Source organism: Actinoallomurus purpureus (genome assembly GCF_024055795.1).
Taxonomy (GTDB): Bacteria; Actinomycetota; Actinomycetes; order Streptosporangiales; family Streptosporangiaceae; genus Actinoallomurus; species Actinoallomurus purpureus.
This window is the reverse complement of sequence record NZ_JAMXMY010000010.1, coordinates 282722-295322: the sequence shown is the minus strand read 5'-3', so window position 1 is coordinate 295322 and position 12601 is coordinate 282722. Positions and strand designations below refer to the sequence as shown.

The window sequence follows — 12601 nt, the reverse complement described above, 5'->3', positions numbered from 1 at the left end:
CCGGCCGTTGCCGGGCTGTGGCTCGCGCTTTGCCAAGGTGCCCGTGACTTCTGCACCTTACGACGGAAATGTCCGCCAATTCCGGCCACGGCGCGGCGACAGGGAGATCTTCTCAATTATCGCCGTGGAAGTCCGCGAATCCGTCCACCGGCGCGTCGCCATGCGAGAAGCTGTGATGGTGACACGACGCTCGATGACCTCCGACATGTTCGGCAATTTCGGACACGACCGTGTCCGTGAGCGCCTGGAGACGATTCGCGCCAGGTCCGAGAAATCCAGTTCATGGCGGTCAATGACGCAGTACGTTTCGCGCCTGGTCAATCGCGAGGGATTCGTTCCGATAAAGGCCCGGCTGGCCCGAGAGGACATCGTATTCCTCGCCTCCGCCCGTGACGACGTCATCGCCTTCTGTGAGATGACGCTGCGCCTCATCGACCTGCACCAGCCGCGCGACGCCGGCGGCCTCACCAGCGACACCGACAACCCCCTGTGCCGGTGCCGGGCCTGCATGTGGCGCTGGCCGTGCCCGACCTTCCGCGCCATCCAGGACGCCGTCGACCGGACCCCGGGGTCCTGACCGCGCCCGCGATCATTTCGTTATCGATCACTCCAAACCAACCGTGATCTTGGCGCATCTACCGATGCATGACAAAAACGATGTCCAAGGCCATGGGGTTCACCGCCGCCATCAGCCTGTCCGCTCTGGTCGTCACCGGATGCGGTTCCAAGTCCAAGGAAAATGCTGACGCGCAGCCGAGCGCGAGCGTTTCCGCCTCCGGCTCCGCCGGCGCCGGAACCCCGTCGAAATCGAGCGGGAAGTCCGGCGGGAAATCCACCGGCGGAAAGAGCCAGTCATCCGGCAAGGGAGCGACCGTATTGCCGATGACGGCGTCGGTCCGCTCGGCGCTGCGCGACGCCTTCCTCACGAAGGCGATGGAAACACACCGGAAGGAGAAGCAGGCCAACCTCGTCGGCCCGACGGAAACGCACTACGGAAAGGTCGGTGGCGTCTATTACGCCATCGGTGAGATCTCGTTCAAGGACGACCCGGCGTCCAAGCAGGACGGCCCCCACGTATGGAAGAGCCCGAACGGAACCGACTGGGGTTACGAGGGCGACACCGGAGGCGACGTCTGCAGCAAGGTGCCGAGCGCTCTCGCCAAGGTGTGGGGCAAGTCCTGCTGATCGCTTCGCGGTGACCGACTCGCCGTCACCCGCCAGGCCGGCGACCTCCGCCGTACAGGCTCCCTGACGCGTCGGGCCGCCACCTCCGGACAGGAGGCGGCCCGATGACTCGCGAGCGGACCAACGGACTCATCGAGGCGAGTTGTCCACAGGTTGTGGATTCCGCCGTCCACAGGAAACACGGCGGGAGAAGAGCCGCGCCGACCAGGGATGAGAGGCCCCACCCGATCGGTCCGCCGGCTCACGACCCGGTGTTCTCCACGAGTTGTCCACCGGTTGTCCACAGCCGCACCCGTCGGGTGGCAGCGCGCGGCGCGACGAAGATCGTGACCGGCATCGGCCCGATATGCCCTGTCATCGCGGCCCGAACGCGTACGCTCACCCCATGGGGCGGACGATTCTCACCATCATCGGGATACTGCTGGCGATCTGGCTGTTGTTCACGGTCCTCGGAATGCTCATCGCCGCATTGAAGTTCCTGCTCTGGCTCGGTGTTCTCGCGGTCGTGGGCGCCATCATCGTGACGGTGATCAGCAGAATGGCGAAGAGCCGATAGCGGGCCTTGTGCCGGCCTGTGGATGGCACGGATGATTCCGACATGAACCTGACGGGCATCCTCCGGGACCGGGCGGCCGAGCGGCCGGACGCGACCGCCCTGATCCACGAAGGCGTCCGCGTCTCGTACGGGGAGTTCGACCGCCGGGTGGACCAGGTCGCGACGGCCCTCCGGGCCTCCGGCGTACGCCCGGGCGACCGGGTCGCCGTGCTCGACAAGAATTCCCTGGCCTATGCCGAGGTTCTGTTCGGGGCGGCGCGGGCCGGAGCCGTGCAGGTCCCGATCAATTACCGGTTGTCCGCCGACGAGATCGCCTACATCGTCGACAATTCCAAGGCACCGGTGCTCGTCGTGGGGCATGAATTCCTGCCGATGCTGGACGCCATCGCGGATCGCCTGGAACACACCGAACACCTCATCGTCGTCGGCGGCACCGATCACCGCTACACCGACTACGACACGTGGACCGATGGAGACGCCGAACGCGGCGACGAGTCCGGTGAGGTGTTCGTCCAGCTGTACTCCTCGGGCACCACGGGCCGCCCCAAAGGGGTCATGCTGACCCACGAGAACTTCCTGACCGCGGTGCCGATGAGCCAGGAGATCTGGAACCTCCGCCCGGACAGCGCGCTGATGGTCGCGATGCCGATGTACCACATCGCCGGGTGCATCCTCACCGTCTGCGCGATCTATGACGGCATCCCCTGCGTGATCGTCCGGGAGCCCGATCCGGTCAGGATCGCCAGGGCCGTCGAGGCGCACAAGGTCACCCACGTCTTCCTCGTCCCGGTCCTCCTGCTGCTCATGCAGCAACTCCCGCAGGTGGGGGAGGCGGATCTGTCCAGCCTCCGCCTGCTCATCTACGGTGCCTCGCCGATCAGCGAGGACGTCCTGCGCGGCGCGATGGGGATGCTGCCCTCGTGCGACTTCATGCAGGTGTACGGCCTGACGGAGACGACCGGGGCCATCAGCCACCTGCCCCCGGCCGACCACATGCCCGACGGCACCCGGCTGCGCAGCGCGGGCATCGCCAACCCCGGCACCGAGCTGAAGATCATCGACCCGGCGACCAGTGAGCCGGTGCCGACCGGGCGGGTCGGCGAGATCGTCTGCCGCTCTCCGCAGAACATGAAGGGCTACTGGTCCCTGGAGCAGGCCACCAGGGACGCCATGCTCCCCGGCGGCTGGCTGCGCACCGGTGACGCCGGCTACCTCGACGAGGACGGCTACCTCTACATTCACGACCGCGTCAAGGACATGATCATTTCTGGTGGGGAGAACATCTACCCCGCCGAGGTGGAGAACGTCCTGATGAGTCATCCCGCCGTGGCCGACTGCGCCGTCATCGGTGTGCCGGACGAGAAGTGGGGCGAGACGCCCAAGGCCATCGTCGTCCGCGACGGGGAGGTCGGCGAACGCGAGCTGATCGACTTCTGCCGGAGCGGGCTGGCGCACTTCAAGTGCCCGACCTCCGTCGAGTGGACGGACTCCATCCCGCGGAACCCGACCGGCAAGGTGCTCAAACGCGACCTTCGCAAGCCGTACTGGGAGCACGAGAACCGCGCCGTTCGATGAGCGCATAATCCAGGGGGAGATATGAACGCGTTTCCGCCCGGACCGCCCGGAACACCATCCGGTCCGTCGGGTCCGCCCCAAGGCCCACCGGGTCCGCTCGGGCTGCCGCCGGGTCCCTCCGGAGGGCCGCCGGGTCCGCCGGTGCGGCAGCCGCTCCCGCCCGAACAGCTCCAGGCCATCCTGAACAACGCGATCATGCGTCAGGCGTCTCTCGGCTGGCGTGTACAGGCGCAGTTCGACGCGCAGGCGGTGATGGTCAGCGGCGGCCAGGTGAACCATGTCCTGCACCTGCTCATCACGCTCCTGCTGTGCGGGCTGTGGCTGCCCGTCTGGGTCATCCTCGCCATCACCGGCACCGAGAAGCGCCTGACCATCGCGGTCGACCCGTACGGCGTCCTGTTGTTCAACGGCCGCCCCGTTCCGCCGATGGGGCCCGTGGGACCGATGGTGGGGCCCGTGGGGCCGGTCGGTCCTCTCCCCGGACCGCCGCCGGGCAATGTCAACGCGCAGGCCGTCGCCGCCGCCAACTTCCGGCGTGACCTGCGGCGCAAGGCCCGGGAGCAGGCCGCGACCGACGTCGTGCTGGCTCGCGAGCTGCGGATCGGCCGTCCCGACCTGCCCCGGCACTACGACGACGGCGGGCTGATCGACGTCAACCACGTGCCGCCGCAGGTGCTGACGATGTTCTCGGGCGTCACGCCGGAGCTCGCCGAGCACATCGCCCGCGTCCGCGACCACGTCGGTGGCTTCTCCTCGGCGGAGGAGCTCGCGGCGACCTCCGACCTGCACCCCGACCTCATGCCCGAGATCGCGGAGTACGCCGTCTTCCTGCCCTGACCCGACGGTGTGATCCAGGTCACGGGAACCGTACGGTGTCGACCGGACAGTCCTGGGCCGTGGAGATGAGTATGCGCGCCCGCGTGCGCGCCGGAGATCCGGATGCGTTCAGAGAACTGTTCGACGAGCACGTCCGCTCGGTGTACAACCATGCCTTCCGTCTGACGGGCAGCTGGTCGACGGCGGAGGACGTGGTGTCGCTGACCTTCCTCGAGGCCTGGCGGCTGCGTGACCGGGTCGACGCCGACGCCGACGGCGGTTCGCTGCGCCCCTGGCTCCTCGGAATCGCCACCAACGTCGCACGGAACGTACGCCGGGCCGCCCGGCGATACGACGGCGCGCTGGCCCGTCTTCCGCGGCAGGAGGCGGTCCCGGACTTCGCCGAGGAGGTCACGGGGCGCATCGACGACCGGGAACGCCTCGCCCTCGTGCGTACGGCCCTGGCGGCGCTGCGCAAGCACGAGCGTGAGGTGCTGGCCCTGTGCGTGTGGTCCGGTCTCGACTACGCCGAGGCCGCGGAGGCGCTGGGAATCCCAGTCGGCACGGTGCGCTCCCGGCTGTCGAGGGCCCGCAAGAAGCTGCAGAGACTCGTCGCCACCGGGAAGATCCGGCCGCCCGGAGAAGATCGGGAACCGCACGCCGGCCAAGGACAGGGAGAAGGTGACCGCGAGATCGCGGTCCGGTCCGCTCAGGAGAACACCCGATGAACACCACCCCGACTCAGCCCGACCACGACGATCGTGACGAGTTGGCCCGGCTGCTTCCGCGGCCGACGGAACGGGACCTGCAGAGCGGCCGTCACCAACGACTCCAGGAGTTCGTGATGAGCCAGATCCACCAGGACCTGCAGCCGGCCGAGCGGGCCCCGCGCCGTACGCGGAAGCGTCGCCCCGTCTTCCTGGCCGCGGCGCTGGCCGCCGTCGCCGGCGCGACGGCCACCACTGTCGTGATCAGTACCGGAGACTCCGGGAAGCCGGCGGGCGGACCGGGCGGCCATACGGCGGGCCGTACGACGGCGTCGCTGTCCGCGCGGCAGGTCCTGCTCGCGGCCGCCACGACCGCGGAACGGACTTCCGTGGGCTCGGGCACCTACTGGTACATCAAGACGGTGACCAAGGACGCGAAGGGCGCTCCTCCGTTCCAGTGGGAGAGCTGGACCCGGCGCGACGGCCAGGAGTGGTTCAGAGGAAAGAAGTCGGGCGGCAAGGTGGTAAGGACCGTCCAGCCCGTTCCGTTCCGGCTGGGGGGCGCCGATGTGAGCTTCGCGCAGCTCGAGAAGCTGCCGGCCACACCGGACGCTCTCAAGGCGCGAATCGCCGATATCGTGAAACACGGTGACGTCAGGAGCAGCGCCGGCCGACTGAACGCCGACGACCAGCGGCAGGCCGTCTTCGAGGGATTGGTCTCCCTGGTCTCGGCATTGCCGACCACGCCGAAGGTCCGTGCTGCGGCCTTCCGCGCGATCGCCACTTACCCGAACGTCAAGAACCTGGGTGCCGTGAGCGGCGGGCAGGCTCTGGAGATCGCCTCCGAGCACCCGGCACCGCCCCCGCAGGCCCCCGCCGGCGGCGGCCAGGCGCGGCGCGATCGGGACAGACTGGTGGTCGATCCGGCGACCGGGCGCGTACATGAGACGAACTTCTTCGTCACTCCGGATGGGGCGGAGGTCTTCGTCCCGGGTGGCGCCACCATCGTCGCCGAATGGACGAAGGTGCTGCCCCGCTAGGGCCTGTCTCAAAGTCCCCGTCCGTAGCGAGCGGTGTCCAGGTGGTGCCTCGCAAGGCGGAGGAGGGAGTCAGCCCGGTGTTGGCTGGCGACCGACGACAACGCGGCGAGGCGCCACCTGGGCGCCGCGCAGTAGGACAGCGGGGCTTTGAGACAGGCCCCTAGGGCGCCCTGGCGGGACCCGCGTCATATGGATCACGCGGGTCCCGTCGCTGTCACAGGTCCGCACTGGGTCGAGGAGCGCTGCCAGACCCCGCCCCATACATCCCATTGCAGACTCTTTGGCCGGTTCAAGGCGATCTGAAGGGGTCAGGGGCTAATCAGCCGGGTTAAGCTCCTCATGTGACTCATGCGCACCGCGTCGACAGCGAGGTCGGTCGCCTTCGCACAGTCCTTCTGCACCGGCCGGGCCCAGAGCTGAAGCGACTCACCCCCCGCAACAACGATCAGCTTCTCTTCGACGGCATCCCCTGGGTCGGCCGCGCCCAGCAGGAGCATGACGCCTTCGCCCAGGCCCTGCGCGACCACGGCGTCGAGGTTCTGTACCTCACCGAACTCCTCCAGGACACGCTGGAGTACCAGGACGCGCGCAGCGAGGCCATCGCCGACGTCCTGCGCGACCAGCGGCTCGGCGACCGGCTCCGCACCATCCTGGAGAGCCACCTCGCCGACCTGACCACCGAGGACCTCACCCAGGTCCTCGTGGCCGGTCTCGCCCACGAGGAGCTGAAGACCGGCCGTGGCCTGGTGTACCAGCTGATGGACCGGCACGACTTCGTCATCGATCCGCTGCCGAACGTCCTGTTCACCCGCGACTCCAGCCTGTGGGTCGGTGACCAGGTCGCGGTGACGAGCCTCGCGATGAGGGCGCGCCGGCGCGAGACCGCCCTCACCCGCGTGATCTACCGCCACCACCCCCGGTTCGAGGGCACGAAGCAGCTGTACGACCCGGGCCTGGAGCACATCGAGGGCGGCGACGTCCTCCTGCTGGCCCCGGGCGTGCTGGCGATCGGCACCGGCGAGCGTACGACGCCCGCGGGCGTGGAGCGGATCGCCCGCCGGGCGTTCTACGCCGGCTTGGCGCACACGGTCCTGGCGGTGCCGATCGCGCAGGAACGCGCGACGATGCACCTCGACACCATCTGCACGATGGTCGACGTCGACAAGGTCGTGATGTACCCGGCCGTGGCCTACTCCCTGGTCGCCTACACGGTGACGAAGGACAACGGCGACCTGCGCGTCTCGCGGGCGCGGCCGTTCCTGGAGGCCGCCGCCGAGGCGATGGGCATCGACCGGCTACGGGTGATCGACACCGGCCTGGACCCGGTGACCGCCGAGCGTGAGCAGTGGGACGACGGCAACAACACCCTCGCGGTCGGGCCGCGCCTGGCGGTCGCGTACGAGCGCAACGTGGAGACCAACGCCCGCCTGGAGGCGGCCGGCATCGAGGTCATCCGGATCCAGGGCAGCGAGCTGGGCAGCGGCCGCGGCGGCCCGCGCTGCATGTCCTGTCCCATCCTCCGCGACCCGCTCTAGAGCAGCCCGAGGAGCCGGCGGGTGCTACGGCCGGCCGCGTTCGTCCAAGGCGCGCAACCATCAAGGTGATAGGCGGTCAAGATACACGGCGAGACGCGCGTGCCTGCTCTTCGGACTCAGGCGGAGTGATCGAAGGCGATCCGCATCGGCTTGACCATGGGCACGGTGTGGCCGTTGGCCTGCTGCGTGGCGCGGAGGTTCGCCCAGACGGTGGTGCCGTCGTCCTCGTGGGAGACGCCCCATCCGTCCGACAGCGTCTCGACGATGCTGAGGCCGCGGCCGCCGAGCGAGGACAGGGCAGCGCGCGTACGGCGCGGCTCGGTCATGGAGCCGCCGTCGCTGACGGCCAGCTGGATGAGGTCGCCCTCGCGGGTCCAGGACACGCGGATCTCGCCGGACGGCAGGGGACGCGCGTGGCGCAGCGCGTTGCTGATGAGTTCGCTGATGATGACGGCCGCGTCGTCGGCGACCTCCTCGTAAACGCCGGACGCGCGCAAGTCGGCGCACAGGCGCTTTCGCACGTCCGAGACGCTGGACGGCGCGTGTGGCAGGAACACGACGCTCGACACCCTCACCTCCCCGGGCGGCTACCCCGGATACTCCCCGTAACTTGGTCACCCCGGTAACGACCGAAATGCCCACTTAAAAATCGCGGAAACCGCGCCACAGGAATCTGTTACCAACACCACGTGTAACTGTGACCTCCGCCACGCTAAGAAGGTCAAGCCCATTTGGGCGGTATGCCCAAGTATGACCGGTTACGCAGGGTCATCAAAGCGGGGGAGGGTGAACCGCATGCTGGTGCCCTCCAGGCCGTCCGCGCGCGGGTGCGCGGAGACGTCCCCCTGCTGCGCCCGGGCCAGCCGGCGCACGATGTAGAGGCCCAGTCCCAGGCCTCCGAAACGACGGCGGTCCCCCGCGTCTCCCTGGACGAAGCGCTCGAACACCCGCTCCCGGTCGTCGGCGGCGATCCCGATCCCGTCGTCCTCCACCGTCACCGCGATGACATCGTCCGCGACCTCCGCACGCACCGTGATGACGCCACCGTCCGGGGAGTACTTGACGGCGTTCTCCAGCAGCTGGCCGACGATGATGTCCGTGGCCATGGAGTCCCCGAGGGCGGGAGGCAGGTCGTCGGCGACCCGCAGCTCCACGATGTGGCGCTCGGAGACGCCACGGAAGCCGTACGCCGCGCCGCGCAGCAGCCCGGCCAGGTCGAACGGCTCGCTGGTGACGGAGAGACCGTCCGGCACCGCGCGGGAGTACAGCAGGTTGTCGACGAGACGACCGAGGGCGTCCGCGCGGTCGGCGATCGTCGCGACCGCTCGCCGCCGGTCCACGTCGTCGAGCTTCTCCCACCGGTCGACCAGCGTCTTGGCGAATCCCTGCACGACCGTGATGGGGGTGCGCAGCTCGTGGCTGGTCATGGACAGGAAGAGGTCTTTGGCCTCCTCGAGCGACTTGGCCTCGGTGACGTCGCGGAAGTCCACGACGACCTCGTCATGCCCCTCGATCTCGGTGTGCAGGACGCTCAGCCAGGTGCCGGACTCCAGCTGGATCGTCGGCTCGCCGCCCGGGGCGGGCAGCGGGAACGGCAGTGGCCGGCCGATGACGTCCTCGGTGGCCAGGCCGGTGATCTGGTGCGCGGCGAGGTTCCACCGCTGGACGACGCCGTCGTGGTCGAGCACCGCGATGCCGTCCGCGCTCGCCTCGATCACCGCCCGCTCGTGCCTGCGCTGCCGGACCACCTCCGCGTAGTTCATGGCGTTGCCGAGGACGACGCCGGCGTGCCCGGCGAACAGCTCGAGCAGCTCCAGCTCGATGTGACCGGCCTTCCGCCCGGAGAACAGGGCGTACAGCGCGCCGTACGGACTGCCCTGGACGTTGGAGATGCCCACGGCGATCGTGTGCAGGCCCTCCAGCTCGGACCAGATCAGGTCGCCGAGGCTGCGCGTGTCGGACGTGGCCAGCATCACCGTGCGCCCGGAGCGCAGCAGCTCACCGACGAGGCTGGCGCGGAGGTCGGCCGTGGAGTCGCGCAGCCGCGGGGGCAGTCCGGTCATGCTGACGAGCCGCAGGGTGTTGGTCGCGTGCTCGATGACGACGAAGCCGGCGGCGTCCGCGCCGGTCAGCTCGATGAGGCCGGAGGTGACGCGGTCGAGGACCGCCGGGCTCTCCAGCGCGGCGTTGAGGTCGGCCACCACGTCGTTGAGCCGCCGGACGAGGCGGATGCGCTCGGCGGTCTGGTGCTGGACGGCCTCGTCCTCGCGCACCGGACGGTAGAGGCCCACCCAGCCCAGGAACTCACCGTCCTCGTCCTGCATGGCGCTGACGACCGCCCGGATGTCGAGCAGTCGGCCGTCGCGGTGCAGCCGCCGGGTCAGGAACGAGATGTGGCCGCCCTCGCGGACGCGCTCGAGCACGGCGCGGTGCTCCGCGGTGTGCTCTTCGGGCACGATGCGCAGCGGCCGGCCGAGCATCTCGTCCGCGCTCCAGCCGAACGTCCGCTCGGCGGCCGGATTCCACAGGCGGACGGTCAGGTCGGCCCCCACCGCGATCATTGCGTCGGCGGAGGAGGCCACCGCCGCGCGCATCATCGCGTCCGAGGAGCCCACGGGGCCCATAGTGCCACCCGAACGACGCGCCTACGCGAAGGTCAGCACCAATCCGCACTTGCGGCATCGTTTCTGGTTCGGTGCCGTCTGCACCCAGTCGTGATCACATTGCGCCATCGTGATCGCCTCCCCGCGCTCCGTACTCTCATCATGACGGGCATAACGCCGCCGTGACGTGCGAATCGGGGCAGTCATCGGCGGCGAAGAGCGCCGATCGCCCCGGTGACCGCGGCGGCGACGGCGAAGGACAGGAGCGAGGCGCTCATCCAGTCCGCCGGAGTGAAGTGCAGCGCGCTCTGCGCGTGCGTCCACATCCGGGACCACCAGCCGGCCTGGCCCGGGTTGATGAGCTGGTACGTCGCGATGCCCGCCGCCCACGCGACGACCATCCCCCAGCGGGCCGGGGCGCGGTCGGAGACGTCCCAGCCGCGCCGCCCGGTGAAGCAGAAGAAGTCCACGGCCAGCACGCCGAGCATCGGCACGAACACCGACCCGATCAGCGTCAGGAAGCCCGCGTAATTGTTCATGTTCAGCGCGAGGGCCAGCACCGTCGTCAGCGCGCCCAGCGCGATGGTGAGCACCCGCCGGTCCGCGCGGGTCACGAGGTTCTGGATCGAGACCGCCGTCGAGTAGACGTTCGCGAACGACTGGTCCACCTCGCGCAGGACGAACACCGCGAAGAACAGCGTGCCGAGGGCGACGTGCTGGAACGGGCCGAACACCTTCGAGGAGTCGCCGGCGACGAGCGCGAGCGCCAGGAGCCCGAGGATGTACGCGACGACCTGCGTCACGCCGTACGCCACGCTCGCGGCGCCGAACGCGGCCCGCTCCGAGCGGGAGTGCCGGGTGTAGTCGGCGGCCATCGGCACCCAGGAGATGGACACGGCCAGCGCGGCGTCCGCGCCGATCCAGAAGTGGCTCCAGGACCCGTGGTTCAGGTTCGGCAGGGGCTGCCGGGCGAGCTGGACGTAGAAGTAGGCGAGGGCGAGGACGACCGCGACGGTGACGTACCGGCGCAGGATCCGGACGGAGCCGAGCGGCCAGATCGTCAGCACGGTCGTCACCACGCCGGCGACGATGACGTACGCCCAGTGCGGGCCGCCGCCGATGAGCTGCTCGGCCGCGCTCGCGATCGTGACCAGCTCGAACGTTCCCCAGCCGATCATCTGGAGGATGTTCAGCACGGTGGGGACGTACGACAGGCGGGTGCCGAACAGGCCGCGCAGCAGCATCATGGCCGGGACCCCGGCGCGGGTGCCCGGCACGGCCGCCAGCCCGAGCATGATCCCGCCGATCGCGGTGCCCACGATCATCGCGACGATCCCGGCCATGATCGGGAGCCGGGGCGTGCCGTCGGCGTCCGGGGCGAGCACCGTGTAGGCGCCCGAGAAGGCGAGGAGGCTCACGCCCAGGTTGGCCCAGAAGGCGCTCTGGTCCCAGAAGCTGAGAACCTTCGGCGGGGGTTCGTTGAGGGTGTACGGGGCCTCGTTGCGCGAACGTTCGTCGACGGCAGTGCTCAAGGCACACTCCCTACGCCGGCATTACCCGGTCAGGTTCGAGCGGTCGGCGGCACGTAGGAAGCCGCCCTCTCAGCCCGGTCGTCGTCCGAGCTCCCGCGGTCTGAACTTTTTCGCCGTTAATGTACCCCGTCAGGCGACGTATGGCTCCCCACCCGATTCACTGACCATCGGACGGCCCTCCTGGACCCACGCGTGCATGCCGCCCTGGACGTTCGCGGTCTTCCAGCCGGCGTTGTTGAACGCCACGACCACCGACGCCGAACGAGCCCCCGACCGGCAGATGACGAAGACGTCCTCACCGGTGGGCACCTCGGACGCGCGGGCACCGAGCTGACTGAGCGGGATGTGCACGGCACGAGGCGCGTGGCCGGCCTGCCATTCGTCCAGTTCACGCACGTCCAGGAGGTATGCGTCGTCCGGAACCTTGGCGACCTCCACCGCGGGGACCTGTTCCCTGAAAGCATTCACACGTCAAAGGAACCACGAGCCGGCGCCCGGCGTCGAATCGTCATGAGGCAATCTCTCTCCAGACTGGGACCAGCGGCCGTCGCCATCCCCGGCATCGTCGCCGCCCTCGCGCTGGGCGGTTGCAAGAACGGAGACGGATCCGCGACGGCTTCGCCGAGCGAGGGTTCGACCACCCCCACCTCGTCGTCGCCCGGGACACCGGCGCCGACGACCTCCCCGACGGCGCCCGGGCAGACCGGATCGGCGGCCAAGACCCGGCTGAACATCACCGAACGCGCGTCGCAGACGTCACAGCCGAAGACCTGGACGCTCACCTGTGACCCCGTCGGCGGGGACCTGCCCAAGGCCAAGGAGGCGTGCGCGGCGCTCGCCGCGGCGGCCGCCGCGGGCAAGGACCCGTTCGCGCCGACGCCCAAGGACCAGATGTGCACCCAGATCTACGGCGGCCCGGAGACCGCCACCGTGACGGGCACCTGGAACGGCAAGAAGATCGACACGACGTTCAGCCGGAGGAACGGCTGCGAGATCAAACGGTGGGCCACCGCCGGCCTGCTGCTCGGCTCCCACCCGCCCGTTCGCTGAGC

The 12601-nt window shown here is 69.3% G+C and carries 14 protein-coding genes and 1 riboswitch; of the genes, 9 read left to right on the top strand and 5 right to left on the bottom strand.

The genetic code is table 11. The annotated features are described in order from the left end of the window. Nucleotides 1–7 precede the first annotated feature (7 nt). Nucleotides 8–577, top strand: a complete 570-nt coding sequence (locus NE236_RS20775; protein ID WP_252843694.1) for a hypothetical protein — start codon at nt 8–10, stop codon at nt 575–577. 58 nt (nt 578–635) lie between these two features. Here the strand turns inward: NE236_RS20775 and NE236_RS20770 are convergent, their stop codons facing one another. Continuing rightward, the gene (locus NE236_RS20770; RefSeq protein ID WP_252843693.1) at nt 636–863 is read right to left on the bottom strand and encodes a hypothetical protein; all 228 of its coding nucleotides are present in this window, start codon (nt 861–863) and stop codon (nt 636–638) included. Between the two features lie 19 nt (nt 864–882). Here NE236_RS20770 and NE236_RS20765 point away from each other — a divergent pair, with 19 nt between their 5' ends. From NE236_RS20765 to NE236_RS20735, 7 genes are all read left to right on the top strand, one after another. After that, nucleotides 883–1185 (top strand): hypothetical protein, encoded by a 303-nt coding sequence (locus tag NE236_RS20765; protein WP_252843692.1) that lies wholly within the window; start codon nt 883–885, stop codon nt 1183–1185. Nucleotides 1186–1570: 385 nt separating this feature from the next. Next, nucleotides 1571–1741: a hypothetical protein gene (locus NE236_RS20760; RefSeq protein WP_252843691.1), complete on the top strand. Its 171-nt coding sequence runs from the start codon at nt 1571–1573 to the stop codon at nt 1739–1741. A gap of 42 nt (nt 1742–1783) precedes the next feature. After that, entirely contained in the window at nt 1784–3316 is a 1533-nt protein-coding gene (locus NE236_RS20755; RefSeq protein ID WP_252843690.1) for a long-chain-fatty-acid--CoA ligase, read from the top strand. Between the two features lie 141 nt (nt 3317–3457). Beyond that, on the top strand, nt 3458–4153 hold the full coding sequence (locus NE236_RS20750; protein WP_252843689.1) for a DUF8108 domain-containing protein: 696 nt from the start codon (nt 3458–3460) through the stop codon (nt 4151–4153). Between the two features lie 71 nt (nt 4154–4224). After that, entirely contained in the window at nt 4225–4860 is a 636-nt protein-coding gene (locus tag NE236_RS20745; protein ID WP_252843688.1) for an RNA polymerase sigma factor, read from the top strand. Further along, on the top strand, nt 4857–5879 hold the full coding sequence (locus NE236_RS20740; RefSeq protein ID WP_252843687.1) for a CU044_5270 family protein: 1023 nt from the start codon (nt 4857–4859) through the stop codon (nt 5877–5879). Before NE236_RS20745 ends, NE236_RS20740 begins: the two co-directional genes overlap by 4 nt. Before the next feature lie 341 nt (nt 5880–6220). Further along, nucleotides 6221–7414 (top strand): arginine deiminase, encoded by a 1194-nt coding sequence (locus NE236_RS20735; protein WP_252843686.1) that lies wholly within the window; start codon nt 6221–6223, stop codon nt 7412–7414. 116 nt (nt 7415–7530) lie between these two features. On the opposite strand, the gene NE236_RS20730 is transcribed toward NE236_RS20735, so the two are convergent. From NE236_RS20730 to NE236_RS20715, 4 genes are all read right to left on the bottom strand, one after another. Further along, complete coding sequence (locus tag NE236_RS20730; RefSeq protein WP_252843685.1) at nt 7531–7983, bottom strand: ATP-binding protein; 453 nt, start codon at nt 7981–7983, stop codon at nt 7531–7533. Nucleotides 7984–8172: 189 nt separating this feature from the next. Next, nucleotides 8173–10038, bottom strand: a complete 1866-nt coding sequence (locus tag NE236_RS20725) for a PAS domain S-box protein (RefSeq protein ID WP_252843684.1) — start codon at nt 10036–10038, stop codon at nt 8173–8175. Nucleotides 10039–10220: 182 nt separating this feature from the next. Beyond that, complete coding sequence (locus NE236_RS20720; RefSeq protein ID WP_252843683.1) at nt 10221–11549, bottom strand: purine-cytosine permease family protein; 1329 nt, start codon at nt 11547–11549, stop codon at nt 10221–10223. After that, nucleotides 11540–11657: riboswitch (TPP riboswitch) on the bottom strand. (Overlaps the previous gene by 10 nt.) A gap of 21 nt (nt 11658–11678) precedes the next feature. Continuing rightward, the gene (locus NE236_RS20715) at nt 11679–12017 is read right to left on the bottom strand and encodes a rhodanese-like domain-containing protein (protein WP_252843682.1); all 339 of its coding nucleotides are present in this window, start codon (nt 12015–12017) and stop codon (nt 11679–11681) included. A gap of 42 nt (nt 12018–12059) precedes the next feature. Between NE236_RS20715 and NE236_RS20710 the strand changes: the two genes are divergently transcribed. Next, nucleotides 12060–12599: an SSI family serine proteinase inhibitor gene (locus tag NE236_RS20710; protein ID WP_252843681.1), complete on the top strand. Its 540-nt coding sequence runs from the start codon at nt 12060–12062 to the stop codon at nt 12597–12599. Nucleotides 12600–12601 lie beyond the last annotated feature (2 nt).